This is a genomic window from Rhodoblastus sphagnicola, assembly GCF_002937075.1.
Lineage (GTDB): Bacteria > Pseudomonadota > Alphaproteobacteria > Rhizobiales > Beijerinckiaceae > Rhodoblastus > Rhodoblastus sphagnicola.
In genome coordinates this window covers 14679-40775 of record NZ_NHSJ01000114.1, presented here as the reverse complement: position 1 = coordinate 40775, position 26097 = coordinate 14679, and the positions used below count along the sequence as shown (strand labels likewise).

Annotated in this window: 24 protein-coding genes and 4 pseudogenes; 12 read left to right on the top strand and 16 right to left on the bottom strand. The window is 62.9% G+C overall.

Features of this window, described 5'->3' with window-relative positions; all coding sequences use genetic code 11:
• The 7 genes and pseudogenes from CCR94_RS18635 to CCR94_RS18610 all read left to right on the top strand — a co-directional run.
• A pseudogene (locus tag CCR94_RS18635) lies at positions 1–102 on the top strand (IS110 family transposase); the annotation flags it as partial.
• 240 nt (positions 103–342) lie between these two features.
• Positions 343–1311 (top strand): annotated as a pseudogene (locus tag CCR94_RS18630) (IS630 family transposase).
• A 105-nt stretch (positions 1312–1416) separates the two neighbouring features.
• Positions 1417–2034: a TetR/AcrR family transcriptional regulator gene (locus CCR94_RS18625; protein ID WP_104509329.1), complete on the top strand. Its 618-nt coding sequence runs from the start codon at positions 1417–1419 to the stop codon at positions 2032–2034.
• Positions 2035–2137: 103 nt separating this feature from the next.
• Positions 2138–2782 (top strand): DUF3313 domain-containing protein, encoded by a 645-nt coding sequence (locus tag CCR94_RS18620; protein WP_244594133.1) that lies wholly within the window; start codon positions 2138–2140, stop codon positions 2780–2782.
• A gap of 65 nt (positions 2783–2847) precedes the next feature.
• Positions 2848–3627 carry a hypothetical protein gene (locus CCR94_RS18615; protein WP_104509328.1) on the top strand — a complete coding sequence of 260 codons (780 nt, stop codon included), beginning with the start codon at positions 2848–2850 and terminating at the stop codon, positions 3625–3627.
• 188 nt (positions 3628–3815) lie between these two features.
• Positions 3816–3974, top strand: coding sequence for a hypothetical protein (locus CCR94_RS25210; RefSeq protein ID WP_158254828.1), 159 nt, complete (start codon positions 3816–3818; stop codon positions 3972–3974).
• Positions 3975–4142: 168 nt separating this feature from the next.
• Positions 4143–4448: a WGR domain-containing protein gene (locus CCR94_RS18610; RefSeq protein WP_338053008.1), complete on the top strand. Its 306-nt coding sequence runs from the start codon at positions 4143–4145 to the stop codon at positions 4446–4448.
• A gap of 598 nt (positions 4449–5046) precedes the next feature.
• Here the strand turns inward: CCR94_RS18610 and CCR94_RS18605 are convergent.
• The 4 genes and pseudogenes from CCR94_RS18605 to CCR94_RS26480 form a co-directional block, all read right to left on the bottom strand.
• The gene (locus CCR94_RS18605; protein WP_206605862.1) at positions 5047–6072 is read right to left on the bottom strand and encodes a transposase; all 1026 of its coding nucleotides are present in this window, start codon (positions 6070–6072) and stop codon (positions 5047–5049) included.
• A gap of 88 nt (positions 6073–6160) precedes the next feature.
• Positions 6161–6307: a hypothetical protein gene (locus tag CCR94_RS25205; protein ID WP_158254827.1), complete on the bottom strand. Its 147-nt coding sequence runs from the start codon at positions 6305–6307 to the stop codon at positions 6161–6163.
• 224 nt (positions 6308–6531) lie between these two features.
• Positions 6532–7428, bottom strand: coding sequence for a transporter family protein (locus tag CCR94_RS18600; RefSeq protein ID WP_146090098.1), 897 nt, complete (start codon positions 7426–7428; stop codon positions 6532–6534).
• 464 nt (positions 7429–7892) lie between these two features.
• Positions 7893–7985, bottom strand: a pseudogene (locus CCR94_RS26480) (transposase); the annotation flags it as partial.
• A 297-nt stretch (positions 7986–8282) separates the two neighbouring features.
• Here CCR94_RS26480 and CCR94_RS26475 point away from each other — a divergent pair.
• From CCR94_RS26475 to CCR94_RS18590, 3 genes and pseudogenes are all read left to right on the top strand, one after another.
• Positions 8283–8417, top strand: a pseudogene (locus CCR94_RS26475) (winged helix-turn-helix transcriptional regulator); the annotation flags it as partial.
• A gap of 139 nt (positions 8418–8556) precedes the next feature.
• Complete coding sequence (locus tag CCR94_RS26145) at positions 8557–8724, top strand: hypothetical protein (protein WP_244594134.1); 168 nt, start codon at positions 8557–8559, stop codon at positions 8722–8724.
• Between the two features lie 11 nt (positions 8725–8735).
• Positions 8736–9608: a DUF1638 domain-containing protein gene (locus CCR94_RS18590; protein WP_104509325.1), complete on the top strand. Its 873-nt coding sequence runs from the start codon at positions 8736–8738 to the stop codon at positions 9606–9608.
• 293 nt (positions 9609–9901) lie between these two features.
• Here CCR94_RS18590 and CCR94_RS18585 read toward each other — a convergent pair whose 3' ends face one another.
• Together CCR94_RS18585 and CCR94_RS18580 are read right to left on the bottom strand one after the other, a co-directional pair.
• Positions 9902–13027: an efflux RND transporter permease subunit gene (locus tag CCR94_RS18585; protein ID WP_104509324.1), complete on the bottom strand. Its 3126-nt coding sequence runs from the start codon at positions 13025–13027 to the stop codon at positions 9902–9904.
• Positions 13028–13029: 2 nt separating this feature from the next.
• Positions 13030–14133, bottom strand: a complete 1104-nt coding sequence (locus tag CCR94_RS18580; protein ID WP_104509323.1) for an efflux RND transporter periplasmic adaptor subunit — start codon at positions 14131–14133, stop codon at positions 13030–13032.
• Between the two features lie 111 nt (positions 14134–14244).
• Here CCR94_RS18580 and CCR94_RS18575 point away from each other — a divergent pair, with 111 nt between their 5' ends.
• Positions 14245–14820, top strand: coding sequence for a TetR/AcrR family transcriptional regulator (locus CCR94_RS18575; protein WP_104509322.1), 576 nt, complete (start codon positions 14245–14247; stop codon positions 14818–14820).
• A 21-nt stretch (positions 14821–14841) separates the two neighbouring features.
• Here CCR94_RS18575 and CCR94_RS18570 read toward each other — a convergent pair whose 3' ends face one another.
• On the bottom strand, positions 14842–15798 hold the full coding sequence (locus tag CCR94_RS18570) for a GlxA family transcriptional regulator (protein ID WP_104509321.1): 957 nt from the start codon (positions 15796–15798) through the stop codon (positions 14842–14844).
• 152 nt (positions 15799–15950) lie between these two features.
• Between CCR94_RS18570 and CCR94_RS18565 the strand changes: the two genes are divergently transcribed.
• Positions 15951–16226 (top strand): hypothetical protein, encoded by a 276-nt coding sequence (locus tag CCR94_RS18565; protein ID WP_146090097.1) that lies wholly within the window; start codon positions 15951–15953, stop codon positions 16224–16226.
• A 139-nt stretch (positions 16227–16365) separates the two neighbouring features.
• Here CCR94_RS18565 and CCR94_RS18560 read toward each other — a convergent pair whose 3' ends face one another.
• From CCR94_RS18560 to CCR94_RS18520, 9 genes are all read right to left on the bottom strand, one after another.
• On the bottom strand, positions 16366–17355 hold the full coding sequence (locus CCR94_RS18560) for an aldo/keto reductase (RefSeq protein WP_104509319.1): 990 nt from the start codon (positions 17353–17355) through the stop codon (positions 16366–16368).
• Between the two features lie 24 nt (positions 17356–17379).
• The gene (locus CCR94_RS18555; RefSeq protein ID WP_104509318.1) at positions 17380–18207 is read right to left on the bottom strand and encodes an SDR family oxidoreductase; all 828 of its coding nucleotides are present in this window, start codon (positions 18205–18207) and stop codon (positions 17380–17382) included.
• A 284-nt stretch (positions 18208–18491) separates the two neighbouring features.
• Positions 18492–19214, bottom strand: a complete 723-nt coding sequence (locus tag CCR94_RS18550) for a RibD family protein (protein ID WP_104509331.1) — start codon at positions 19212–19214, stop codon at positions 18492–18494.
• A 163-nt stretch (positions 19215–19377) separates the two neighbouring features.
• Positions 19378–20043, bottom strand: coding sequence for a carboxymuconolactone decarboxylase family protein (locus CCR94_RS18545; RefSeq protein ID WP_206605861.1), 666 nt, complete (start codon positions 20041–20043; stop codon positions 19378–19380).
• A 44-nt stretch (positions 20044–20087) separates the two neighbouring features.
• The gene (locus tag CCR94_RS18540) at positions 20088–20918 is read right to left on the bottom strand and encodes an oxidoreductase (protein ID WP_104509317.1); all 831 of its coding nucleotides are present in this window, start codon (positions 20916–20918) and stop codon (positions 20088–20090) included.
• A gap of 95 nt (positions 20919–21013) precedes the next feature.
• Positions 21014–22450, bottom strand: coding sequence for an NAD-dependent succinate-semialdehyde dehydrogenase (locus tag CCR94_RS18535; protein ID WP_483414391.1), 1437 nt, complete (start codon positions 22448–22450; stop codon positions 21014–21016).
• 58 nt (positions 22451–22508) lie between these two features.
• Positions 22509–23504 (bottom strand): aldo/keto reductase, encoded by a 996-nt coding sequence (locus tag CCR94_RS18530; RefSeq protein ID WP_104509315.1) that lies wholly within the window; start codon positions 23502–23504, stop codon positions 22509–22511.
• A 137-nt stretch (positions 23505–23641) separates the two neighbouring features.
• Positions 23642–24751 carry an alcohol dehydrogenase catalytic domain-containing protein gene (locus CCR94_RS18525; protein ID WP_206605860.1) on the bottom strand — a complete coding sequence of 370 codons (1110 nt, stop codon included), beginning with the start codon at positions 24749–24751 and terminating at the stop codon, positions 23642–23644.
• Positions 24752–24958: 207 nt separating this feature from the next.
• Entirely contained in the window at positions 24959–26023 is a 1065-nt protein-coding gene (locus tag CCR94_RS18520) for an SDR family oxidoreductase (protein ID WP_104509313.1), read from the bottom strand.
• Positions 26024–26097: the final 74 nt, after the last annotated feature.

Below are 26097 nucleotides of genomic sequence, written 5' to 3'. Positions count from 1 at the left end.
ACGCTGCATCGATCACGCGATAGGTTGGTCGCCGAACGGACCGCCTTGATCAATCAGGTGCGCGCGGTCCTGCTGGAGCGCGGCATCGTTGTGCCTCAGGGCAAGCGCGCGCTCGACCAGTATTTGAGGTCGCTGACAGATGAAAGCGGCGAGCCTCCCTCGCAATCACACGCGAAGATTCGCACAAGCCAAGCTATTTGGGAATCCTGACCGAATCCAAATGAACAGAAACCGCTCTAGAGCAATCCCCGCTTATGCTGACTCGGAATTTTTGCAGGGTCGGGATTCCCTTAAGCTGGGGAATGAGCGACTCTGCGCTTCGCATTGATTTGGAGGCGCAGCATGTCGCGAGGGCATTCCTTCGATTTGCGTGAGCGTGCGATTGCGTTGATTGAAGGGGGCATGTCGCGGCGGGCTGCGGCGCGTCAGCTGCTGGTGTCGGAATCGTCGTCGATAAAATGGTTCCGGCGTTACAAGGAAACGGGGAGCTTTGCCGAGAAGCCCGGCAAGAAGGCTCTGCCCTCGCCGTTGGACGCGCACGCGGAATGGCTTCTGGCTTTGGTTTCGGGCGAGTGTGACTTGACGCTGGCTGAGATCGAAGCTCGGCTTCTGGACGAGCGCCAGGTCAAAACCTCGGACAGTTCGATCGCGCGGTTCTTTCAACGCCACAACGTCAGCTATAAAAACAACGCTGCACGCCAGCGAGCAGCATCGCGAAGACGTAGCGTAAGCACGCGACGACTGGAAAAAGATGCAGCCGGCGCTTGATCCGGACCGGCTTGTATTCATTGATGAAACGAGCACAAACACGCAGATGACGCGGACACGCGGCCGCCGCTGCGCCAAGGGGAAGCGGCTTGTCGACTATGCGCCGCATGGCCATTGGAAAACGACGACCTTCGTCGCGGGATTGCGCAATGACGCCATCACCGCGCCCTGGTGGCTGACCGGCCAATGAACGGGGCGATCTTCCAGGTTTAGTTTGCCCAGCGCCTCGCGCCAACTCTGAGGGAAGGCGACATCGTCATCATGGACAACTTGCCCGCGCACAAGGTTGCCGGCGTCCAAGCGATCATCGAGAAGACGGGAGCAAGATTGCTGTACCTGCCGCCCTATTCTCCCGACCTCAACCCCATCGAGATGATGTTCGCCAGGCTCAAAGCCCTCCTGCGAAAAGCCAAGGAACGAACCGTCGACGAACTCTGGGACCGCATCGGCGCCATTCTCGCCGAGGTCAGATCCCTGGAATGCTCAAACTTCTTCAGACATGATGGATATGGATCATGTTGGCCGGGCATTGCTCGAGCTTGATCACGATTATCCATTGCATACAGACCGTCCGGACTGTTTTTTTTCATCGTGTCCGTTATACTCACTGGCTCTTAGCCACATCCAACATAGAGACCCGAGGTTCTTATGGAAAATAGCGCCCGGTCACAGCGCACCCGCGCCGCCGCGATCCAGGCCGCCCTGACCATCATCACGCGAGACGGCCCAGGGCGGCTCACGATCGACGCCATTGCGCGTGAATGCGGGAGCAGCAAAGGGGGCATACTCCACCATTTTCGCACCAAGGACGCGGTTCTGAAGGCGCTGCTGGAACATCAGATCGAACAGGGCGAATCCCTTTTCGACGGATATCTCGCTCAATCGCTCCCGGGACGCCATGAGCCTGCGTTGGAGGCCGAAATTGAGTCGTTGAGGACGGCGGCCGCCCATCCGAAATCAACGACCTTCGCAATCGCCAGCGCCCTCGCCGATAATCCAGAACTCATCGCCGCCGTCCGCGAGAGGGAAGCAAAGCACGTGGAAGCCATGAAGAAGGAGGCTGCCGATCCGAGTGTCGCGATGGTGCGATGGTCCGCGGCAAGGGGGCTGGCGCTGTCCTCGATCCTCGGCCTTTGTCCGCTGTCCGAGCAGGAGCGGATGAGTCTGTTCGACCTCCTGCGGGACGACGCCCTCTGGGATAGCGCGCAGTCCTGCATCCGACGGCGGAAGGAGGCGGCTCCGCAAAAAGAAAAACAACTTCTTTAATTACAAACCATCTGGACGGTTTGTAAAAAGCAGCATAGTCTCCTTCATATGCGTTACGGCGGGTGGGGAGAGTCCTGTGGGGAAAGATGTACCGAAATCGCCTTTGCTCGGGGCGCTTTCCGCGCTTTCGGTCTGCGCGTTGCTGACAGCGTGCGCCGAGGTCGAACCGATCGCCTACGCCGGTCTTCCGTCTTCGCGCTTGATGAAGCCAAACTCCGAGGACCCGGGTGGATCGACCCCGTTCATCTATTCCTCCGAAACCAAATGGGCGGCCTACTCCAAAGCGATCGTCGATCCGGTGTCGCTCTATCAAGGGCCGGACCATCAGTTCGGCGACATGGCGGAAAGCGATCGCGCCGAACTCGCGCGGTACATGCAGGAGAAATTCTCAGCGACGCTCGCCAAGCGCTTCACGATCATATCGAAACCCGGACCTGACACGCTGCGGATCACACTCAGCCTGACCGGCGCCGCCGCGACGCCGCTGCTCGGCGAACTTGCCCACGCTGACATGGCCGGCAATGTCTATAACGGCGTGGCGGCCGCTCGCGACAAGGAAGGGCTCATGAGCGGATGGGTGATGTACGTCGTTGAGATTCACGATTCAACGAAGGGTCGGCTCCTTCTTGCTTATACCACCAAACAATACCCTAACGCTCTTCACTTGGGCGCGGCGTTCGGATCGCTCGCCGCTGCAAGGATCGGCATCGACAATGGCGCGGACGAACTTGTCGCGCGGTTGCTGTAGGGGCGCGCGCGTGTTTCGCGCTCCCGGTTCTGTTTTCACCAAACGTTCAGTCTCAGAGGTGGTCAATGGAAACGCTTCCCGCCCTGCAGGCGCCGACGCAATATCCTTTCGTTGTCGAGGCAGGCGAACAACGCGTTTCCGGCGATTGGAAACAACGGTTCCGATTCGTGTTCAGCACCCCGAGCGTAACAAAGATGGCGCGTGAAGTCGCGCTGTCGGTCATCGCAGGCTTGATCGTCATGCAAGTCCAGCAAGCGTTACCGAAGTTCAGCCGCGCCGCGCCGCAGAGCGCTTCGTTGGCGAAGACTTCAATGTCGGTTACATTACCGCCCATGGGTTCGGCCGAAAATGATTTGTTTATTCGGGCCGCTCTCTCGATGGTTCCGGCGCAGGCGACCACCCAACGGATCGGTGCGCCGCCATGGCCTCCAATCAACATGAAGGCTGTCGATCTGGCGCCCCCGCGCCGCCATAAAGAGAGCGCTGGGTCGGCGCCGCAGCCCCCGCCAAGGTCGAGTTTTTTCGGACATGCGCCGAATTTGATGAAAGGAATGCCCATTGAGCAAGCGGCCCACCGCCTTGCATTGCTCCCGCCGCCGGCCGCGACAAGTCTGCCGGTGAATTCAATCACGCCGAGCGCGCAAGCGGAAACAGCCGTTCCTCTCGTGACCGACCGCACACCGGCAGAAGTCACCAAGCCTTCAGCTGCTCTCAAGCCTTTGAGCGATGGCATTGATTTGGCCATAGGCGCCGGAACATTCGCGGTGACGACAGACGAGTGGCTCATCTTCGGCGCTCCGGAGCGACTTTTCCAACATTCGCGGCATTCCTTCGTCGCCCAGTGATCAACCTGCGCCCGTGACAAACCGGGCGCCTCCCGCAAGGACATGAGGATGCTTTGTTTTGCCGCCTTCCTTTGCGCGCGCGTCAGCATTGGCGCCGCAGTCCAGATGCAGCCCGGCATGACGACATGGCTCGCCTTGCGGGTCTTGGGTCTACTCAACCCCGCCGCCAGGGCTCTTTCGAGGGGCGTATGAGCGTGATGCTGGAATACCTGTTATACGGTGCCTTGATCACCTTTTTTGCCGGACTGACGGCAGTCTTGTTCGGCGCTGGCTACATGCTCTATCAGTGCGGCGTCAGCGCGATGGAGGACAGGAACGACGATATCGCGCGCAGGAGGCTGTCATGACGGGCAGACCATGTGAGGTCTGGCGGTCAAGTGACGTTTCGCGCATCACCCAGTTTTGCCCGCAAGCTCTTTCCGGCGGCCCGGTGCGCCGGCTTAGCCGCTTCGCGGCATGCGCCGCGCGGGCGTCATCGACGGACTGAATCAATCGCGGGCTGATTGATTCAGTTTATGCGTTGGACAGCAGGCGGATTTGCCGCGACCTTCAAGCCTATGAATGGCCCCGCCGATCACCCGCTCCACCTCGAACGCATCGACGCCACGCGCAACATGTGGCGCTACTACGAACTCGAGGTGCATCCGACCTTGTTCGGCGAACACGCGCTGGTGCGAAGCTGGGTACGGATCGGCGCGCCGGGTCGCCGCATGATCATGACGTTTTCCGAACCGGACGCGGCCAAGCGCGCCTTCAAGCGACTGGAGACTGCGAAACGACGTCGCGGCTATCGCGATGTCCAACCCAACGGCGCGGCTTGACGAGGCCAGGACTTGGCCGCGCCGTTCGCCCCGACCCATTAGCGGAAGCTCCAGGCGGCGCGATAGGCGCGCGGATCGCGCTCCAAGGCTGCGGCGTAAGAAGGTTCAACGGGTCGGAACGGCTCGAGGCGACGTTCTCAGCTATTTCAACGACCGTCGGAGAAGGATCAGGGAGTTGGCTCGCCGGCCCACGCGGCTCCTCAAGCCCGTCCCGTGCAATGCGCGTAAGGGCCTTCCTTTCGACGTCGCTGAGGAAACCCGCTCGAATCATGTCGGATCATTCGGTGATTCTCCGACCCCCGTCAAAAACGGTTCATCCAGGAATCGGGGTATAGCAGGCCGTGGCTGAAGTCGTCTTCTTCGCTCAATTTGGTTCGGGCGTGATGATGGTGAGGCAACACGCCCATTGGCCCTCGACAGCGGCGAGTATGGCGAAGATGAAAGTCTCGTCGGCCTGATACGTGAATAGCAGGGCGTTTCTAGCATCGGACGCCTGCCTTGGCGCCCCGGCGCCGAACAGCGCCCGCATCAGCAGGCCGAGGTTGAACCCGGCGACATGGATCAGGTAGCGTTTGTGAACGTTTTCGCGTCCGCGCAGCTAGGCGCGGCGCGTGCCGCCGCGATCGAGCACATGGGCGAAGCTGCGTTCGACCAATTCGCCGCGCCGGCGCATGGCCTTGCGCCCGACACCCGATTTCAAACGCGCCCGGTTGGCGTAAACGGCGTAGCGCGCCGCCTCGTCGCCATGCCAACGCAAATAGCCCTTGGCTGGCTTGGGTTCGGAGATCCGTGTCTTCCAGACGCTGTCGTCCAGATCCTTCAGCCCGGCGCGCGAATGATACCCCTTGTCGGCGATCAACTCGCAGGGACTTTCGCGCGTCGGCGCAAGGTTGATATCCGCCAGATTTTCCGCCGCCGCCTTCAAGGTCGCCGGCAAGGTCGCCACATCGCCGTCGTCCGCCGCATGGATCGGCGCGGCGACAATCGCTCCCGTGTCCAGATCGACGGCATGTTCGGGCTTGTAGGCCAAATGCGTCGTCCCGTTTTTCATCCGCGCGATCCTGGCGTCCGGATCGGTCGGACTCCTCCAGTCGTCGTTGGAAAGCTTCTTGCCCTTGCGCTTGCGGTCAAGCCGCGCCAGCTCTTCGGCGCTCGGCGTTTCGATGCCGCTCTCCTTGGCCATGCGCGTCAGCATCGCGCGATAGGTCTCGCCATTGTCGCGCCGCAGAATGGTGCGCAGCGCCGCGTTGGCTTCCATGGTCGAACCGTCGACGCCGATCCGCTCGCCTTTCACCAGGCCGCGCTCGGCGATCAGCTTCAACACCCAGTCGAAAATCTTCTCATGCGCCTCGTGAGACAGACGCGCCCGCGGCTTCGACAGCCGCAGGAAATCGCGCAGCGAGAAAGAGTCGGCGCAGCGCCAGGCGATGCCGCGCTCAGAGTCGATGCCTTCGAAATATCCGACCATGTGCATGCGAAAATACCGCCTCGGCGGCAGCGAGGGTGCGCCCATCGTCGCCGCGTAAAATGGCTTGCACACCTCCTCGACAAAAGCGTCGAAGCCGGCGTCGCTCAAGAGCTTGTTCAACCGGTCGTAAAAGGCGTGGCCGGGAGAGCGCGGCATATCCGCCCATGTGGCGATGAGGTCATTCCGGCATCCCGCTTCATCGCCATCGCAATAATCCAGCCCTATTCCCAATCATGAGATGGAATCAGCCAACGGCGACTTCGTCAACGGGCTGATAGCGGGGGTGATCCTTCACCTTTTCCCACACCTCCGGCGCCATGTCCTCTGGCGCCGCGGGGGGAGCCGTAGGCGGAGGCGGAACAGCCGCAGCCATCTGAATATACGTGCTCATCATCTTCTCCTCACGACGCCTTGAAACCAGCCTGGGACTGGGCCAGAATGGAGCGCGCGCCGCAGTTGGGCGAAAAAGCAGCGCCCCGGCCGGAGGGCTAACCTGTCTTATGAACCGAACTGGCCGGATGAACTGGGGTGCTGTCGCGCCTTGTGTTGAAAATTGCCGGCGGAGCCTTCGAGCGATTTGCGTGTAATCGATCAGGCGGCGCCGCCAGGCTTTGCTCAGTATTTGGCGGCGATCGTCGTCGACGGCGCGGCGACCCAGAGCGGGATGATGATATTAGCCCATCCACGGGTTTCAAAGCCGCCATAATTGGTTTCAGCCAATGTGCGGGTCAATTTGAAGGCGACATTGACGGCGCCGAAATCATAACCGATGAGACCACCGAGCACGAACTGGCTCTGCTTGGCATAACCGACATAGGGCTGGTCGAGATCCCAAGAGCCATAGCCGACAGCGCCGACTTCGACCTTGCCGAACTTCTTGGTCGCGGTTAGGTCGAGGTTGATCCAGTTCGTGCCCCAGGAGCCGGGGTTCGCCGTCAGGCTACTGTGGACCGGGCTGCTGTAGCTGGCGTTTTGGCCCGTGCCGTAGATAAACGTGGCGGAGAGGTTGTAGCCGTCGGCAAGATAGCTGACCGCTGCAACCGTCTGAAAGGAGGCGAAATCGCGGGCAGCGCTGATCTGCGTCAAATCATTGTCCACCGGCAAATAGCCGCCGGCTTGCACACCGCCGAACCAGCCGCCACCAAGGTTCCATTTCAACTGCGCCTCGATGAGCGGATTGGATACGCCGGCCCAACTGCGCGCGCCATGGATGGCGGCGTTGGCGAGCGGCGAAGCGGCGTCGAACAAGAGATGACCGCCGAGAATATCCCACGGCGTCGACCAGATCACCCAGGCGGGGACGACGACGCCGAGGTTCACGGCGGGTTTCGAATTCGTGTAGCCGTAGCTCGGCAACTGCAACACATACACCCCCTGCGGCAGCGGCGCGCCGAGCGCGATGCCGGTGGTGATGCCGGGCAGGATTTCCGAACCCGCCTGCGCTTCAATATTTCCGCCGATCAACGAGGCTGCAGAGATCGCCGCCGTAACCAACGCTTTCTTGAAATTCATTTTATTCTCCATGACCGCCTTCGCGCGGGTTTTGATGTGACGGCTGGGCATTGCCGCCCAGCCGTTTTCGGCCGTGGGACGTCGTCCACACAGATTGCCGGGGGACGACGACAACCTGGTCGTGCGACGCCGCGACATGACCGTATCCTTGCTTGATCGCGGGAAAGCCGGTCGTATCGCCATGCCCACTTTTCGGAGGCGCGCGCCGCCTCAAATCGCCATGTTTCCAGGCTCCACCCTTACGTTCTAGCTGACTAACAGTCAATAAAGTCGACAGATTTTATCAACTAAAAGAGTCTGGAGCGAATTGCGTTGCCGCGCTTGGATGCGCTCAACGCGTGGTCGCGGCCGATGTCACTGGTTGTGAAACGGCCTGGGGTCCGGACGCCGATCGGCGTCGTAAGGCGTTGATCTATTTGGTATGGGAGGGGTCACGCTGCCGCGCCGATTAACACGCAGACCCACATCAGCCAGTACGCCCCGACATGCAAGACCAGCCGGAACTGGTTGGCGGGCGCCTTCGAGCATGAGGTGCGGTCGGCGGCCAGATGTGTCTGTACGTTCTCAAATTAAGCGGCAACGTATGTGTCTCAAATCATTGGTCTCTGATTCTCATAATCAAGTGGAAAGCAACAACTGATCGGAACCTCTCCGTTTGTCAGCGCTGGCCGAAATTGCCGGCGCCTAGCGCGAGGGAGGAGATCCTAACGCCGGTCTTGCCGAGAACGCGATAGCGCATGGCGGGGGTCCCTTTGGTGCAGCGACGCTAACGACCGCGTCGAAGAAAGCGCTTGCATGATGATTGTGACTTATTCTATTCACTTTCTTCATGCAAGTGACCATGGCCTGATCCTATGCAGCGCAAGAGCTTCGGCGACATGCAATGTTCGATCGCCCGCAGCCTGGAGCGGGTGGGCGAGTTCTCTAAAAGTCTTGGCATCGCCCCCAACATGCTGACCCGGCGGTTGAACGGCTTGGTCGAGGTCGGCCTGCTGGAGCGGCGCGCTTACGCCGAGCCTCCGCTGCGCATTGCCTATGTGCTTGACCCGAGCGCGGACGCGATTTTCGTCCGATGCTGCAAGCGCTGCTCACCTGGGGCAACAAACATTGCGCTCCCGAGGGGCGAGCGTGCTGATCGTCAACCGGGAAATCGGAGAGGTCGTCGAGCCGGCGATGATCGACCGCGTCAGCGGCCGGCCGTTGTCCGACCCGGTGTTCCGCTCCGCGCCGGGACCGGCCGCCGACGAGCACGCGCGGCTGCGCCATACGCGCCGAAACGAACCGTTAAAAGGCTGAGGGGAGGACGCATGGAGACGGCGGCGCAGGTCGACAAGATTGCGGCAACTCTTCCCAACGCGGCGACGCGGCCGTGGTCGCGCCGACAGCTGAGTTCGGCGGGCCTCGCGGCGCTGATCGCCTTGGCGGGCTCTTGGTATGGCCACCATTGGTGGTTCGGTCCGCGGCGGACGCGCATTGAAGGCTCGGGTTTCCCGGCGGAAACACCCAAGAACGAGGATGCTCAAACGATGTCGACGCTGCTGCTGGCCTGCGAAGTGATGCGCGAGGAACTGCTGCGAATCCCCACCCCGCCGACCACGCAGCTCGAATTCCTATCGATGGGGCTGCATACGTTCCCGTTGCGTCTACGCGACGCCATCGCCGAGGAATTGGCCAAGTCGCGCGGGTTCGAGCGCGTCATCCTCGGCTTCGGCTTGTGCGGCAACGCGCTCGACAGCCTCATCTCGCCACACGCCCCGTTGGTTGTTCCCCGCGTCCACGATTGCATCCCACTGCTGGCGGGCGGTCCGTTGACCGTGGACGGCCCGGCGCTGGAGAAGGGCGTCTTCTACTTGAGCGGCGGGTGGATGGAGGGCAAGCGGACGCTGGCTTCCGAACATCAGCGCGCGGTGCGCTCCTATGGCGAGACGCGGGCGCTTCGCGTGCTCAATACGATGCTCGACGGCTACCACGGCTTCGTCTTCCTTCGCACCGATCACCCGCGCCGGGAGCAGCGCCAACAGGAGGCGCAGGCGTTGGCGGATCGGGCGCGCTTGCCGCTGGAGATCTTCGAGGCGCGGCGCGGTCGATTGGAGCGGCTGATCAACGGCCCGTGGGACGGGTCGGAATTCCTCCATTTTCCCGCCGGCGCGCCGATCACCGCCGCGGCATTCGGCCCGTGAGCGTCCCGGCAGGCCGCCGACCAAAGGACTGTTGAACCCTGGCCGATCCGCCGCCTCGACGAACCCGACGCCAAAGCCCGCGCCGCCGGCGTCGCGCCGTAACCGTTGCTGAAATCCGACCGCGAGGCGGGGAGCCATCCACAACCAGCTGCAAGCCGCGCGCCGCGCAAGCTGGCGACATCAATCGATCCTAAGCAGGATTTCCGAAAAGTGGCCACCGATTTTCGAAAATCCTGCTTAGCCCATGTGGTGAAGATCTGTCGCGCCAGCCGGCTCGATACGACTGCTTTGTCTTATGGCATGCGCGCTAAGCGCGCGCATGCCGTCGCTTTGCCAAGCCCATCAGGCAGAGGCGCCGCCGAATGTGATTCACGCGCGCTGGAGACTTTGAACCAGACCGCATAGACCGCCGGCAGGAACAGCAGGATCAGCAGGGTCCCTCCGGCGGTCCCGCCGATCAATGTATAGGCCATCGATCCCCAAAACACCGAATGGGTCAGCGGGATGAAGGCCAGCACGGCGGCCAGCGCCGTCAGAACGACGGGGCGCGCGCGCTGCACCGTCGCCTCGATCACGGCCTGATAATCGCTCAGGCCCGCGTGCTTGTTTTCCTTGATCTGCTCGATCAGGATCAGCGTGTTGCGCATCAGTATGCCCGCAAGCCCGATCAGCCCCAAAATAGCGTTGAAACCGAAAGGCTGGTTGAACGCAATCAGGATCGGCACAACGCCGACCAGGCCGAGAGGCGCGGTCAGAATGACCATGGTCATCGCCGAGAAGGACCGGACCTGGAACATGATCACCAGGAGCGCCAGCGCGATCATGATGGGAAAGACCGCCGCCAGCGCGACATTCGCCTTGAGCGCCTCCTCGATCGAACCGCCCATCTCGATGCGATAGCCTTCCGGCAAGGAGGCGATCAGCGGTTGGAGCGCCGCCATGACTTGCGTGGACACTTCCGGCGGCTGGGTGGTTTCATTGATGTCGGAGCGAAGGGTGATCGTGGGCGTGCGGTCGCGACGTTTCATGATCGCCTCTTCCATGCGCACCTCGAAATGACCGATCTGGTCGAGCGGAACCGGACGCCCATCGCGGCTCGTCAGCGAGAAATCGGTCAGCCGCGCCGGATCGAGCCGTTCGCCGCCGGCGCTGCGCGCCACTATGTCCACGGTGCGAATATCCTCGCGAACCTGGGTGACGGGAATGCCCGTCAACAGGAACTGAAGCTGCTGCGCAGCTTCCGAAGGCGACAGACCGATCAGGCGCAGGCGGTCCTGATCCAGCACAAAATGCACGACCGCCGAGCGATTGCCCCAGTCGCGCGTCGGTTGCCGCACATCGGGGACGTCGCGCATGATCGTGAGGGCCGCGTCCGAGATTTTGCGCAATTCGACAGGGTCGGGGCCCATGAGGCGGAACTCGACCGGAAATGGCGTGTAGGGACCGAAAACCAATTGCGTGACCCGCACATCCGCCTCGGGCGCCAGCCCTTCCGCCAAGGCCGCGCGCATGCGCCGCTTCAACGCTTCGCGCGTCTCGGCGTTCCCGGTCAGCACGACCATTTTGGCGAAAGCCGGATCGGGCAATTCCGGAGCCATCGCCAGGAAGAAGCGCGGCGCGCCCTGTCCGACATAGCTGGACACGATCTCCGCCTCGGGCTGTCGCGCCAGCCAGCCTTCGAGCCTGGCGACCGTTTTCTCCGTCGCCTCTATGCTCGTTCCCTCGGCCATGCGGACTTCGACCAGAACTTCCGGACGATCCGAGGCGGGAAAGAACTGCTGCTTCACCGCGCCCATGCCGGCGATGGCGCCGACAAAAGCCAGCGCCACCGCGCCGCAAACGAGAAACTTGCGGTCTACGGCGAAGCGGATGACCCGCCTCAGGCGCCGATAGTTCGGCGTGTCATAGATCGCCAGATGCCCGCCTTCGACCGGTTTGATGTTCGGCAGCATTTTGACGCCCAGATAGGGCGTGAAGGCCACAGCCACAAACCAGGAGGCGATCAGGGCGAAGCCGACGATCCAGAAAATATTGCCGGCATATTCGCCCGCCGCCGAACGCGCGAAACCGACCGGCATCAGGCCGATGATCGTCACAAGCGTCCCGGAGAGCATGGGCGCCGCCGTATGGCTCCAAGCATAGGCGGCGGCCGCGATCCGGTCCATGCCCTCTTCCATTTTCACCACCATGACTTCAATGGCGATGATGGCGTCGTCGACCAGGAGACCCAGCGCCAGGATGAGGGCGCCGAGCGTGATGCGATCGAAAAACCGCCCGGTGTCCAGCATGATCACGAAGACGACCGCCAGGGTCAGGGGAACCGCCGCCGCGACCACGAGGCCCACCCGCCATCCCAGGCTGATCAGACTGACCATCAGCACGACGATGAGCGCGACGAAGAACTTGAGCATGAACTCATCGACGGACTCCTTGATGTTCACCGCCTGATCCGTCACCTTGCTGAAACTCATCCCAAGCGGCAGGGAAGCGGATATCGCCCCCTCCCTGGCTTCCAGCGCCTTGCCGAGGTCGAGGCCGTTCCAGCCGTCCTGCATGACGACGCCCAGCATGAGCGCGGGGTCGCCTTGATGGCGAATGATGAAGGTCGCGGGATCCTCGTAGCCGCGCCGGATGTCGGCGATGTCGGCGAGCTTCATGGTGTGGCCGGCCGCGACAATGGGCGTGTTGGCGATCTCTTGCAGATCGTCATAGGCGCCGTCGAGGCGAATGAAGACCTGGGGGCCGCTGGTGTCGATGGAGCCGGCGGGGGTCACCGCATTCTGCCTTTGCAGCGCGGTAAAAATATCCTGCGGCGAGACGCCGAGCGTCGTCAGCTTGGCGTAGGAGAATTCGACGAAAATGCGCTCCGGTCTTTCGCCGAGAATATTGATCTTCTTGACGCCGGGCACGTGCAGCAGCTCCTGGCGCAGGCGTTCGGCCTCGCGCGCCAGCAGACGCATCGGCATGCCCTTGGCCTTGAGAGCGTAAAGGGCGAAGCTGACGTCCGAATATTCGTCATTGATGAAGGGGCCCATCGCCCCGGCGGGCAGGTTTTTCGCCTCGTCGCCCAGTTTTTTTCGCGCCTGATAGAATTGCTCCTGCACATCGCCGGACGGCGTGTTGTCCTTCAGCGTCAGGATCATGAAAGCCAGACCCGGTCGCGCCATCGTGTCGACGCGGTCGTACCAGCGCAGCTCCTGCAATCGCTTTTCCAGCGGCTCGGCGACGAGATCCTGCATTTCCTGTGCGGTCGCGCCCGGCCAGGCCGTCGTCACCGTCAATGTCTTGACGGTAAAGGCGGGATCCTCGGCGCGGCCAAGTTTCAAGAAGGCGAAGGCGCCGGTGAGCGCGACGAGGACGATCAGGAACAGCGTGACCGCCCGCTCGCGCACGGCGAGCGCCGAAAGGTTGAGCGTCATGGCTATGCGCCCTTCGCAACGAGAGAACGGATCGCCGCGCCTTCATGGAGCAAGTGGGCGCCAAGGGCGACGACGGGCTCGCCGGCGTGAACGCCGGAAATGATCGCGGTCTCTCCCGCGAGCCGCAGGATGGTCACCGGCTTGAAGCTGACCGTGGATGCGGCGCGGTCGACAATCCAGACGCCGGTCTTGCGCCCGTCGTCGAAAATGGCGCCGATTGGCGCCTCGACCGCCGCGGGCGCGCGGGGATCGGCCACCCAGATCGTCACCGTGGCCCCGAGCGGCGCCGCCGCCGCCTCGCCATCGAGCACATAGCGGGCCTCATAGGTTCGCGTCTGCAAATCGGCGGAATCCGAAAGTTGCCTTAGCCGGGCGGGCCAGCGGCGCTGGCCCAGGCCATAGACGCTCGCCTGAGCCTGCGAGCCGATGGCGGGCTTGAGCGTTTCCGGAAGCGCGACAATGGCTTCGCGCTGGCCGGCATGGGCGAGCCGCGCCACGATCTGACCGGCGCTGACCACTTGGCCCGGCTCGCCCAAGGTCTCAACCACCGTGCCATCGGCATCGGCATTTAGCGTGGAATATCCCGCTTCATTTTCCGCGACGTTGGCGTCGGCTTCGGCGGCGGCGAGCTGGGCCTCGGCCCCGTCCATCGCGGCTTTCGCCTGCTCATAGCGTTGATGTGTCGCCCAGCCCTGCTTTTCGAGTGTCGCATAGCGCTTCTCGTCGGCCCTGGCCTGGACCGCGACGGCCCGCGCGGCGGAAGCGGCGTTCTTCTTGGCGGCGAGCGCCAGCCGAAGATCGGCGACATCGATGCGCATCAGGGGCTGCCCCACGCGCACCCGTTCGCCCGCGTCCACCAGACGCTCGACGATCTTGCCCGCGACGCGAAAGCCGAGATTGCTCTGGACGCGGGCTGACACCGAGCCGGTCAGGCCGCGATCGACCGCGCCGATCGCCTTGGCCTCGACCACGACGACGAGGGGGGCGGATGTGCGGGGATCGTCCGGCTTTTGCCGTTCCTTCGCCGAGCCGGAAACGAAGAAGGCCGCGCCGCCGGCGACCAGGAGCGGGGCGGCGACAAAGAGCAGACGACGCGAGGGTTTCATGTTGAAGTCCCCAGGAAAGGACGGGTCAAATCCCGCCACCGCATTTAGATTGCTATCGTCATATATGACTGATATAGATTTTGAACACAATCTAAATTACGGGAGTTCGCGATGAGGGTCACCCGCGCCCAGGCCGCCGAAAATCACCAAAGGGTCATTGATGTCGCGAGCGGCCTTTTCAAGGAGCATGGCTTCGATGGGATCGGCCTGACCGATGTGATGAAGGCCGCCGGCCTGACCCACGGGGGCTTCTACAAACAGTTCGCATCCAAGGACGATCTGGTGGCGAGCGCCTGCAAGCGGGCGGTCGAGAAGGCCCGGGAGAGATGGGTGGCCGCCGCGTCCGCGGGCGGCGAGGCGCCGCTCCAGGCGCTGGTAAAATTTTATCTTTCAGAGCAACACCGCGATGAGATCGCGGAGGGATGTCCGCTGGTCGCGCTTGCCTCCGACGCCAGCAGGCACAGCGACGCCGTGCGTGAGGAATTCGAAGCGGGGATCAAGGGCGTTCTGGAAATTCTGGATCAGTCGGTTGCGCCGGCGGAAGGCGAACCGACGCGCGACAAGTCCTTGGCGACGCTGTCGATGATGGCGGGCGCCCTTCTGCTTTCGCGCGTCGTCAATGATGAGGCCCTGTCGCGGCGTTTTCTCACCGCCGCCGCCAGCGAGCTGGTCGCGTCGGCTCCGTGAAACCCGGCATGCGCGATGGGTTCATTCTGCGGCCAGCACCTTGGCGAGGCGGGCGTTGCGGCGCAACACCTGCGGCGGCTGCCCGAGCGTGCGCAGGAAAGCGCGCCGCATCCGATCGCGGTCGCCAAAACCGGTCATTTGCGCGACTTCGTCAATGTTGTGCCGCCCGTCTTCAATCGCGAGCCTTGCCGCTTCAACGCGAAGGTTTTCAATCGCCTTGGCCGGCGGCTGGCCGGTCTCCAGGGAAAAGGCGCGGCTGAATTGGCGCGGGCTCAAACGCGCCACTTTCGCCAATTCCTCGACGGTCAAGGCCGAGGCGAGATGGCTTTTGGCATAGTTCAGAACCGACTGGATCCGATCCGATTTGGGCGCCAGTTCGAGGAGCGATGAAAATTGCGACTGGCCGCCGGCGCGACGGTGGTAAACAACCATTGCTTTCGCCACCGACCGCGCGATCTCGACGCCGAGATCGTCCTCGACCAAGGCAAGCGCCAGATCGATGGCGGCGGTCATGCCGGCCGATGTCCAGACCTTGCGGTCCTCAATGAAAATCCGGTCCTCGTCGACCATGATTTCAGGATAAAGCCGTTGCAAGTCTCGGGCGTGACGCCAATGCGTCGTGGCGCGGCGCCCGTTGAGAATGCCGGCCTCGGCGAGCACGAAGGCGCCCGTGCATCCCGTCACGACCCGCCGCGCCGCGCCGGCTTCGGCTTCGCGAATAAACTCCAGCAGGATTGGCGATGACGGCAGGATGTCGGACGCGGCGCCCACAATGATTGTATCGAATTCGGCCTCGCCAAATTGCGAGGTCTGCACGGGGACGCCGATCGAAGTGGCGACCAGGCCGCCATGCTCGGAAGCGACGACGATCTCATAGACAGGCTTCTCGGAAATCTGATTGGCCATTTCCAGCACCGCCGTGACCGACAGGCTCATGATCTGGAAGCCGGGATAAACCAGGAAACCGATGCGCCGCATGGGGAACCCCCTCTGATGTCCTAAAACGACGTATATATGACATTTGAGACAAAGTCCATTTGAGGCAAGGTTTCACCAAGGCCAAACGCATGAAACGGCGCTGCCGCGCGATCCTCCCTCTGGCCGACTTGTGCAACCGAAAGGAAGATCCAATGTCTCGTCCCCTCCCCACCAAGACGTCCCTCCGCTTTCGCGGCGCCATCCTGGCCTTGACGGCCTCAACCCTGCTTGCCGCGTTCGGCCTTCCGGCGACAGCGCGTTCGGACAAATCCACCCAGCTGTCCGACCAGGAACGCGATTACCGCGCCGCCTACGCCTATCGCAGCTCTGAACGCTGCGTGGCGGCCAATGGCGCGCAGATCATGGGGGGCTTCGCCGGCCCGGATGACAAGCTCGACACTGTCACCGGCGAAATCTGCTCGCGCTAAAGTTCGGCGGCTCACGCTCCCATTCCAGGCGCGCCGCCGATAGGGGCGTCCTCCCGCGCCCCATTGCGAGACCCGGCGCCGACCGCCGGGTCTCCTTTTGCCGCCTGATGCTTTGGAGAAGGGGCTTTGGAGCCCGCGCTCAACGGTAGGAAAATTTGAGAACGGCCTCGGGCAACCGGGCGCCGACGATGCTGATGCCGGCCGCAGTGGTTTCGATGTCGCGCATGTCGTCCGCCGTCAGGGTCACGTTCGCCGCGCCGAGGTTCTCGGTCACGCGTTCGAGACGCCGGGTGCCGAAGATCGGCGCGATGAAGGGCTTGCGCGCCAGCAGCCAGGCGAGCGCGATTTGCGCCGGGGTGGCGGACTTCTCATCGGCGATGCGCTTGACCAGATTGACGATGGCCTGGTTCGCGGCGATGGCTTCCGGCTGGAAGCGCGGCGACTTGGAGCGGAAGTCACCCTCGCCGAAGCGGGTGTTCGCGTCGATCTTGCCGGTCAGGAAGCCGGCGCCCAGCGGGCTCCACGGCACGAAACCGATACCTAGTTCCTCGCACAGCGGCAGGATCTCGGGTTCGGGGTCGCGCGTCCACAGAGAATATTCGCTCTGGATCGCCGTCACCGGCTGAACGGCGTGGGCGCGGCGGATTGTGCCGGCGGCCGCTTCCGACAGGCCGAAATGGCCGACCTTGCCCGCCGCGATCAAGTCCTTGACGACGCCAGCCACGTCCTCGATCGGCACTTCGGGATCGACGCGGTGCTGATAGATCAGGTCGATCTTGTCCATGTTCAGGCGCTTCAGCATTCCTTCGACCGCGCGGCGGATATGGTCCGGGCGGCTGTTGAGCCCCGCCTTGCGCTCGCCCGTTTCGGGATCGATGTTGAAGCCGAACTTGCTGGCGACAATCACCTTGTCGCGGATCGGGGCCAGCGCTTCGCCGACCAGCGCCTCATTGGTGAACGGGCCATAGGCTTCGGCGGTGTCGAACAGCGTCACGCCCTGTTCGTGCGCGCCGCGAATGACGCGGATCGCCGCCGCCTTGTCGGGAGCTGCGCCATAGGTCGAGGCAAAGCTCATCGTTCCAAGGCCGAGAGCGGAGACGGTCAGGCCGCCGAGACTGCGCGTTTGCATGGGATGCTCCTCGTTTGAAAGATTTTAAGCCGGGACAGGCAGCTTGCCCGCCCGCATCGCCGCGATCACGCCGCCGTCGATCAGCAGGTCGCTGCCGGTGATGAAGCCGGCGTCGGGGCCGAGCAGATAGGCCGCCGCGACCGCGATCTCCTCGGGCGGCGCCATCCGCCTGGATGGCGACGCGGCGATCATCGCGCGATAGCCGTCGCCGATCTCCGAGTTCAGTTCGTGCTGCGCGAGCGGCGTCGCGACGATGCCGGGGCTGATCGAATTGACCCGCGCGCCGCGCGCGCCCCAGGTCATCGCCGCCGCCTGGACGCGCAAATGGTTGGCGCGCTTGGCGACCATGTAGCCGACCAGCGAATTGGGGATTTCCTTCAGGAAAGGCAGGGCGAGCAACTCGTCCGCCGGCGCGAACGCCAGCGCATGTTCCCGATCGGCCGACAGAGGCGGCATCATGTGCCCGGCCATGCTGGAGATCACGAGGCCCGCGCCGCCCGGGGCGATCACGCGCTCGAATTCCTCGAACACCACGGCCGAGCCATAGAGATCGACTTCGAGCACCTTTTGGGGCGGCGCCATATTGGGCGACAGGCCGGCGGTGTTGACCACCTGCATGACATTGCCGAGCGCCGCCGCCCTGTCGGCCAGCGCGCGAACCGAGGCGCGCGAGGACACGTCGACGACCTGCGTCTCGACGGCGTAGCTGGCGGCCTTCATGCCATCAGCCGCAGCCCCCAGTGCTTTCTCGTTGAAGTCCGCGAGCAGCACCGTCTTGCCAAAACCTTGCCGCCGGGCGATCGCCACGCCAATGCCGCCCGATCCGATCACCACGATTACTTCGTTCGCCATCTCACATCTCCTTGAAAGGCGCGGCGCCCCGTTATTCGCGTCGGCCTGAACGACAGGCTCGACCAGGCCAACGCGACAAGCGCTATTTACGACGCCGGATCAGGTGATATTAGATACTGAATTGAGTATGCGCCTATCTCTGGGGTTCATGAATACGGCGGAAGAGCTGAGCGGTCTGGCCTTGTCTCTCGCCGGCGCGGAGGAACGGATTTTTTCGCGGGCGCAGCGGCGCTTCCTTCGGGCGGCCATCGCTGGTCGGGGCGGCGGCGGCGTAAATATGCCGATCACGCGCCGGGCGGGCTTTCTTCCATGCAATAGCGGAGCCAGACCATGCCGCCTTCCAGGGTTTCGGTCGCCATATGGCGCAGCGAGCGGCCCGCGGCGGGGCGCTCATCCCCTGTTCCGACATATTCGAAGATGCTCGACACGCCCGCCAGGCCATCGATGCCGGGGTAGATGAGCAGGCTGATCTCGTCGATCAGACCGGCTTTCAAAAAGGCGCCATTGATACGCCCGCCGCCTTCAAGCAGGATGGTCTGGATGTCGAAGGAGGCGCCGAGCACATCCATGGCCCCGCTCAGATCGGTTCCATCCGCGCCAGCGAACAGATAGGAAATACCCGCTTTCCGGAGCGTCGCCAGGTAATCATCGGACACGGTCTCGCTCAGAACGGCGACGATATGGTCGCCGCTGGCGTCGTCTTTCGCATAGTGAAGCTTGCCATGCGGATCGACGACAACAGCAATGGCTCGCCCCTTCCGGTCCGCGACATGAATTTTCCGTGGAGCGTCGCCGCCGGTTGTCGGCTCGTGGGCCGTAACGCAGGCGTATTCCTCCATCGTCTTGCGCCCGATCAGGAAGCCGTCGCCGCCGAGCCTGGCCGCGACCTGTTCGTAGTGACGCGGAACGATGTCATCGCCAATTCCCGACGCTGGCCGAGTCCATCGCTGCGTAAGCAAGCGACCGTCGATCGAACTCATCATGTGGCAGATGATTCTGGGGCGCATGGTCAGGCGCCTCCAACCCATAGGATCATGCGAAAATTCGTCATGCTCTTTCCTTCCTTTGGCGACCTGTGCGCTCAAGACGGGGCGACCTCATCGACGGCTCGCAGCCCATTCAGGGTGCGGGGATAGCCGATGAATGGCAAAAGCTGGGTCAAGACGTCGATCAGCTTCTTCCGGTCGTTGCCGACATGCAATTGGCGCCGACATGGCCCTTGACCTGCGGATCGCAGCCGCCCAGCGCGACGAGCATGCTGAAGGTGAGCAGTTCGCGCATCGCCAAGTCGAGGCCGTTGCGCGTGTAGGTGTCGCCGAAGCAATTGGCCGAGAGATAGCGTTGGACATGGAGCTGGTCGGCGGGAGCCGAGGCGTAGAGCTTTTCCACCAGCGTGCTCCCGATGATCTGTTTCTGGACGGCAAGCCCTTTTTCCGCGCGGGTCTCGGGCGTGGTGGTGGATTGGGACGGCAGCGGCAGTTCGATTCCTCGCTCGGCGAGAACTTCGTTTGTCGCATGGATGAAGTCGAAGACCTTGGCCATGCCGACATAAGGCACGGCCTGATAGACGATCTCCTTGATCTCGACAGGCTTGACGCCGACGGCAAGCGCCGCGCCGAGCATGACTTGATATTCGCGCAGGGCCTGGCAGGCGATGATCGCCGCGAGTTGAACCATCAGTCGGGTGCGGGCGTCCAGATCGCCGTGCGAGATCACTTCATCGAAGGCGAAATTGTCAAACGTCTCGATCAGTTCGGGGTCGGTCTTCGCCAAAGTGGAAACATGACCTGGAAACAACTCGTCGTGGTTTTTCCGCGCGCGTAAATTGGAAGCCATCTTCTATCTCCTGGTCGTCGATGAAGTTCCGGCCTGTGTTCGTCTCAAGCTGGAAAATCCGTCGTCAAACTGGTTGCTTTCCATGCCTCCAGCATGGCGCGATCGGCATCGAGCGCGGCTCCGACCACCTGAATGGCGTCGCTGCCAAGCAGCAAAAGGTGGGGCGGGTCGGCGGCCTCCACGGCGTCGACGATGGCTTGCGCGCCGCGCGCCGGGTCGCCGCGCTGATGGCCATCGGTCTTGTCATTTTCGATTTGGCGGCGCCCCGAGGTCTCCGCGTAGTCGGAAATGGCGGTCCGTGACTGCAACAGCGAGCGACCGGAGAAGTCGGTCCTGAATTCGCCGGGCTCCGCCGCGATCACCTTGACGCCGAGCGGCCCGACTTCCTTGCGGAGACTGCCGGACAGCGCTTCGAGAGCGCATTTCGTCGCCGCATAATAGCCCGACCCCGGACCTGGATTTCGCGCGGCGATCGAGGACAGGTTCACGATGGTCCCGCGCCGCCGCGCCCGCATTCCGGGCAGCGCCGCCTTGATCAGCGCCACGGGTCCGAAAAAATTGGCGGCGAAAAGCGCGGCCACTTCGGCCTCCTCGCCTTCCTCAACGGCGGCGCGGTATCCGTGGCCGGCATTGTTGACGAGCACATCCACCGCGCCGAATCTGGCTTCCGCCTGCCTTCCTGTGTCGTTGACTTGCTTGTGGTCGGTCACGTCCAGGGCAAGAGCGAGCACCGTATCGGGATAGCGAGCCACGATATCCTCGACTTTCGCCGGATTGCGCGCTGTGACGACCGCGTTCCACCCGCGTTTCAGCACCGCCTCGGCGAGATTGCGGCCAAGACCGCTTGAGCAGCCGGTAATCAGCCATGTGGTCATGTCGAAATTTCCTTCTCGCGCATTTCGCGCGGTCCGCGATGGCTTGAAGCGACGAAGCGCGATTTGAGGGCTTCGCCGCTTTCTTCAGAAAAACGTCAGAACCGGGCGTCGATATCGACGACGCCGATGAGCTTGTGATTGACGAATTCCTTGAGCCCAAGTCCGATCAATTCGCGGCCATAGCCGGAGCGGCGAATGCCGCCGAAGGGCAGATCGGCCTCGGCCTTGGTCGGATGATTGACGAAGACCATGCCGGTGGACACTTTCCTCGCGACCTCGACGCCATGCGCGGGGTTCGATGTGAACACGGAGCCGCCGAGGCCGAACGGCGAATCATTGGCGATCCGCACGGCGTCGTCCTCGTCCCTGGCGCGAAACAGCATCGAGACTGGGCCGAAAAACTCCCAATAGCGGGCGGGATTGTCCTCGCCGACATCCGTCAGGATCGTCGGCTGCACGAAAGCGCCCCGGTTCGGCACGGGCGGCCCGACCTCTTCGGCCTTCGCGCCATGCGCGACGGCCTGCCGGATCCTGTCCTTGACCTTGTCGGCAGCGTCCTGCGAGGAGAGCGGGGCGAGCGTGCTCTTCGGATCGAAAGGGTCGCCCGCCACAAGTCCCGCCACGCCAAGCTTGTAGCTGGCGAGAAACCGATCGTAGATCGGATCGACCACGATCATGCGCTTGGAGGAGGTGCAAACCTGCCCCGCGTTCGAATGGCGCCCAAACACCGCCCATTTGGAGGTCTTTTCCAGGTCGGCGTCGGCAAGCACCAGGAAGGCGTCCGAACCGCCAAGCTCCAGCGTCGATTTCTTCAGCGCCTTGCCAGCCTGGGCGGCGACCACGGAACCCGCGTCTTCCGAGCCGGTCAGGGCGACGCCTTGCACGCGCGGATCGTTCAGGATCAGATCGATCTGCGAACGGGTGGCGTAGAGATTCTGGAATCCGCCCTCGGGCAAGCCGGCTTCCCTCATCAAGAGTTCGAAAGCGGCGGCGCTTTGCGGCACGTTGGAAGCGTGTTTCAGCAGCACGGTGTTGCCGGCGGCGAGTTGCGGAGCGACGATGCGGGCGACCTGATAATAGGGGAAATTCCACGGCTCGATCGCCAGCAGCACGCCGAGCGGCTCACAGACAATGAAAGCCTCGCCTTCCGCCGGGTCCAGCACGGGCAATTTTTCCGGCTTGAGCAATTGTTCGGCGTTGCGAACGTAATACTCGAAAATACTGGCTGAAAGCTCAACTTCGGCCTTCGCCTCGTAAACCAGCTTGCCCATTTCAAGAGTCAGCAGTCTGGCGTAGCGGTCTGAATCCCGGCGCAGGAGATCGGCGGCCTTCTGCAAGATCTTCGCGCGTTCGGCGAACGGCGTTTCCTTCCAGTTCAGGAAGGCGCCGTGCGCTTTGGCAATCGCCTCCGCGACCTCGGAATCCGTGGCGTCCTTGTAGGTCGCGAGCGTTTCGCCGGTATAGGGATTGATCGTCGCATAGGCCATTATGGTTGTCCTGTTTTGCCAACATGCAAGCGCATGGCTTGTGATTTTTGGCCGCCGGAATTCGACGGGCCAAAGCGATTGTCGTTTTGTTCAACCGCCGCCTTCAGCGCCCGGTCAGATTTTCCATCGCTTCGGGATAGCGCTCGGCCGTCAGGTCGATTTTCGTCGCGGCATTCTCGATGTCGCGCAGGTCTTCGGGGGTCAGGACGACATTCGCCGCGCCGATATTTTCTTCGAGGCGATGAAGCTTGGTCGTGCCGGGGATCGGCACGATCCAGGGCTTTTGCGCCAGCAGCCAGGCCAGCGCGATCTGCGCCTGCGTCGCCGCTTTCCGCTTGGCGATCACTGCAAGCAGATCGACCAGCGCCTGATTGGCTTTCAGCGCCTCCGGGGTGAAACGCGGCAAGGCGCTGCGGGTGTCGTCCTTGCCGAACTTCGACTTGTCGTTGAGGGCGCCGGTCAAGAAACCCCGACCGAGCGGGCTGTAGGGAACGAGGCCGATTCCCAGCTCCTCCAGCGTGGCCAGCACGCCCTCTTCCGGGCGCCGCCACCACAGCGAATATTCGCTCTCCAATGCCGAGATGGGCTGGACCGCATGGGCGCGGCGGATGGTGTTTTCGCCGGCTTCCGACAAGCCGAAATGCTTGACCTTGCCTTGGGCGATAAGATCCTTGACCGCGCCGGCGACGTCCTCAATCGGCACATCGGGATCGACGCGGTGCTGGTAAAACAGGTCAATGGCGTCGACCCTGAGCCGTTTCAGCGAGGCCTCGGCGACCAGTTTTATATGTTCGGGCCGGCTGTTCAATCCTTTCCAGATATTCGCCCCGGTCGGATCTATGTCGAAGCCGAATTTGGTGGCGATCGTCACCTTTCCGCGAAACGATTCAAGCGCCTCGCCGACGAGTTCCTCATTGGCGAGGGGACCATAGATTTCAGCCGTGTCGAAAAAGGTGACGCCGCGTTCGACTGCCGCCCGCAGAAGCGCGATCATCGCACCCCTGTCGGGCGCGGGGCCATAGGCGAAGGTCATTCCCATGCAGCCCAGGCCGATGGCCGAAACTTCGAGACCGCTGCTCCCAAGTTTGCGCTTTTTCATGAAACTCCATCCTTCAAAGCGATCAACGCGTGACCGGCGGAAATAATGCGCAAATGCGCATCGGCGACGCGCTGCGTTGGATCGGCTCTCCGGGGCAGATCCGAACGAGATGAGCACATCGTGCGGCTAAGCGGACCTCAGGAGAATCGTGTGATCACCTCGAAGCCGACCGTATCGAAGCGCGTCATGCGCTCCAGCGTGTCGGTCACGTCATCGAGTGAGATCTGGCGTGTGACGAGCCTCGCGGGATGGAGCTTCTGACGTGCGACCAATTCAAGCAGTTCGGCATATTTTGGATGCGGATTGCCGAGCGAGCCTACGACCTGGAGTTTCATGACGGTCAGAAGGTCGAGCGGCAGCGAGACCTGGCCGCTTTCCTCTTGAGAGGTGATCCCGGCCTGCACATGCCGGCCACGCTTGCGCAATGAGTTGAACGACTGGTGGAAGGTGAAGCCGCGACCGAGCGCGTCGACCGAGACATGCGCCCCGCCGCCGGTCGCGTCCTTGACCACTTGTCCGACTTGCTCGGGCGTCAGGCCGCGCGCATTGATCGTGGCGACAGCGCCTTCCTCGCGCGCCTTGGCCAGCTTGCGCTCCTCGACATCGACAGCCACCACCAGGGAGTCCGCCGCCGCCGCGATCTGGACGGCCGACAGGCCGACGCCGCCACATCCATGCACGGCTGTCCACTCGCCGGGCTCTATGGCCCCCCGGTCGATGACCGCGTGGTAGGCCGTCATGAAGCGGCAGCCGAGCGCCGCCGCCGACAAAGTATCAACCGGTTCGGGCAATTTGATGCAGTTCAGGTCCGCGGCGGTGACGGTGACATATTGCGCCCATCCGCCCAGGCGCTGGACGCCCGGCGTGATGACATTGTCGCAAAGGTTCTGAAGCCCCGCCCGGCAATGCGGGCAAGTGCCGTCGGATTCGTGGAAGGGAACCGTCACGCGGTCGCCGACCTTGATCGAGCGGACATCGCGCCCCACCTCCTCGACCACACCGCCGACCTCATGCCCGGTATTGGCCGGAAGGGCGAGGTTCATCCCGAGCCACGCCAGATCGTGATTCCAGAAGTGCCAGTCGCTGCGGCAAACGCCAGAGGCTTCCACGCGGATGACGGCGCCATCGGCTCGCGGCGCCGCCACCGGAAGCTCGACCACCTGGAATGGTTTCCGGAACGCCGTCATTTGCGCCACGCGCATGGTTCGCTCGGTGGCGGCGGCTTGTGGCCTGTTCTCACTGATCATCGTCGTCTCTCCTTTTGCAAGGCCAACCATCAGCGGAGCAGCGGCCAGTCCGACTCCCGCCAGCAGAACTCGCCGGCGACCGTGTTCTGCCAGACCGTGGCTCGGATCATCGCATTCAGCACACCTGAACGGTCTCCATCTGTCTCTTGGAATTTGACGACCGCGCTTCGTGAGCAGCCGAAGTCAGTCAGGCTCCAATGAGAAGGCTCACGGGATGATCCGCTTTGCCCGCAATTGCGTGAACAGATCGAAGAAACTGTCATCGGTCGCCTGATAATCGAGGAAGCCAAGCTTGCGGCTCTTGCTCATGTCGGTGACGCATTCGATGGGCCGACCCAGATCGGCGTCGGTGTGCCAGGCGGACGCCAGCTTGCCGAGATCCGGCTCCGCCAGCCCATGGCGCGCCGCAATTTTCGCCCAGATGGGACCGGCGCCCGCAAGCTGCCGCTCCAGCGGTGTAGTCTGGTCCGGAAAGGCAGCGGGTTCGATGCCAAAACAGCCCGCCAGGCGCCGCCACATCCATTTCCAGCGGAAAACATCGCCATTGACCACGTTGAACGCCTGGTTTCGCGCGGCCTCCGTGGTGGCGGCCCATTCCAGGTGGCGCGCGAGAAGGCGCGCATCGGTCATGTCGGTCAGGCCGTTCCATTGCGTGGCTGAGCCCGGGAAAATGAACGACCGTCCCGTCTCGCGGCAGATGCTGGCATAGGCCGCCAGGGTGACGCCCATGTTCATGGCGTTGCCCACGGCGTAGCCCATGATCGTGTGCGGCCGGTGCACGCTCCAGCCGAAGCCGTCACGCAGCGCGGCGGCAAAGACCTCGTCCTCTTGAGCGTAGTAGAAATTTTCCACGTTCAGGCGCGGCTGGTCCTCGCGAAAGGGCGTTTCCGGCAGAACGCCCTTCCCGTAAGCTTCGAATGGGCCGAGATAGTGCTTGAGGCCGGTGACCAGCGCCACATGTCGCACCGAACCGGATCGCGACGTGACGTTCAGCAGGTTGCGCACCATGGCGGCGTTGACCTCGATGTTCTCGGCTTCCGTCGGCTGACGCATCCAGGTCGCGAAGAACACATGGGTCGGACTCACATTGTTCAGCGCGGCCCGCAAACCGGCGGGATCGAGCAGATCGGCCGCGATCGGATTGACGCCTTCGATGTCGCGTGACGGGCGCCGCGCCAACCCATCGACGCGCCAGCCTTGTTGAGCCAAACGGCGGCTCAACGCGTTTCCTATGATGCCGCTTACGCCCACAACCAATGCCGATCGAGTCATGTCAATGCTCTTCCAATATTGTCCGATGAACACGAAGGGGCCGTGGACTTAGGCGGCGGCCTCCGCCGGGTTGC

Bases quoted from the DNA above. Each gene is read 5' to 3' on its own strand.
- CCR94_RS18585 (WP_104509324.1), bottom strand. From the start codon at position 13,027: ATGACGCTCAACCTTTCGGCGCTCGCCGTGCGCGAGCGGGCGGTCACG.
- CCR94_RS18600 (WP_146090098.1), bottom strand. From the start codon at position 7,428: ATGAATTTCAAGAAAGCGTTGGTTACGGCGGCGATCTCTGCAGCCTCG.
- CCR94_RS18610 (WP_338053008.1), top strand. From the start codon at position 4,143: ATGCGTTGGACAGCAGGCGGATTTGCCGCGACCTTCAAGCCTATGAAT.
- CCR94_RS18520 (WP_104509313.1), bottom strand. From the start codon at position 26,023: ATGACTCGATCGGCATTGGTTGTGGGCGTAAGCGGCATCATAGGAAAC.
- CCR94_RS18625 (WP_104509329.1), top strand. From the start codon at position 1,417: ATGGAAAATAGCGCCCGGTCACAGCGCACCCGCGCCGCCGCGATCCAG.
- CCR94_RS18525 (WP_206605860.1), bottom strand. From the start codon at position 24,751: ATGATCAGTGAGAACAGGCCACAAGCCGCCGCCACCGAGCGAACCATG.
- CCR94_RS25210 (WP_158254828.1), top strand. From the start codon at position 3,816: ATGAGCGTGATGCTGGAATACCTGTTATACGGTGCCTTGATCACCTTT.
- CCR94_RS18605 (WP_206605862.1), bottom strand. From the start codon at position 6,072: ATGCCGCGCTCTCCCGGCCACGCCTTTTACGACCGGTTGAACAAGCTC.
- CCR94_RS18570 (WP_104509321.1), bottom strand. From the start codon at position 15,798: ATGCGGCGCATCGGTTTCCTGGTTTATCCCGGCTTCCAGATCATGAGC.
- CCR94_RS18615 (WP_104509328.1), top strand. From the start codon at position 2,848: ATGGAAACGCTTCCCGCCCTGCAGGCGCCGACGCAATATCCTTTCGTT.
- CCR94_RS18580 (WP_104509323.1), bottom strand. From the start codon at position 14,133: ATGAAACCCTCGCGTCGTCTGCTCTTTGTCGCCGCCCCGCTCCTGGTC.
- CCR94_RS18560 (WP_104509319.1), bottom strand. From the start codon at position 17,355: ATGCAAACGCGCAGTCTCGGCGGCCTGACCGTCTCCGCTCTCGGCCTT.
- CCR94_RS25205 (WP_158254827.1), bottom strand. From the start codon at position 6,307: ATGAGCACGTATATTCAGATGGCTGCGGCTGTTCCGCCTCCGCCTACG.
- CCR94_RS18540 (WP_104509317.1), bottom strand. From the start codon at position 20,918: ATGACCACATGGCTGATTACCGGCTGCTCAAGCGGTCTTGGCCGCAAT.
- CCR94_RS18530 (WP_104509315.1), bottom strand. From the start codon at position 23,504: ATGAAAAAGCGCAAACTTGGGAGCAGCGGTCTCGAAGTTTCGGCCATC.
- CCR94_RS18550 (WP_104509331.1), bottom strand. From the start codon at position 19,214: ATGCGCCCCAGAATCATCTGCCACATGATGAGTTCGATCGACGGTCGC.
- CCR94_RS18590 (WP_104509325.1), top strand. From the start codon at position 8,736: ATGGAGACGGCGGCGCAGGTCGACAAGATTGCGGCAACTCTTCCCAAC.
- CCR94_RS18565 (WP_146090097.1), top strand. From the start codon at position 15,951: ATGTCTCGTCCCCTCCCCACCAAGACGTCCCTCCGCTTTCGCGGCGCC.
- CCR94_RS18545 (WP_206605861.1), bottom strand. From the start codon at position 20,043: ATGGCTTCCAATTTACGCGCGCGGAAAAACCACGACGAGTTGTTTCCA.
- CCR94_RS18575 (WP_104509322.1), top strand. From the start codon at position 14,245: ATGAGGGTCACCCGCGCCCAGGCCGCCGAAAATCACCAAAGGGTCATT.
- CCR94_RS18555 (WP_104509318.1), bottom strand. From the start codon at position 18,207: ATGGCGAACGAAGTAATCGTGGTGATCGGATCGGGCGGCATTGGCGTG.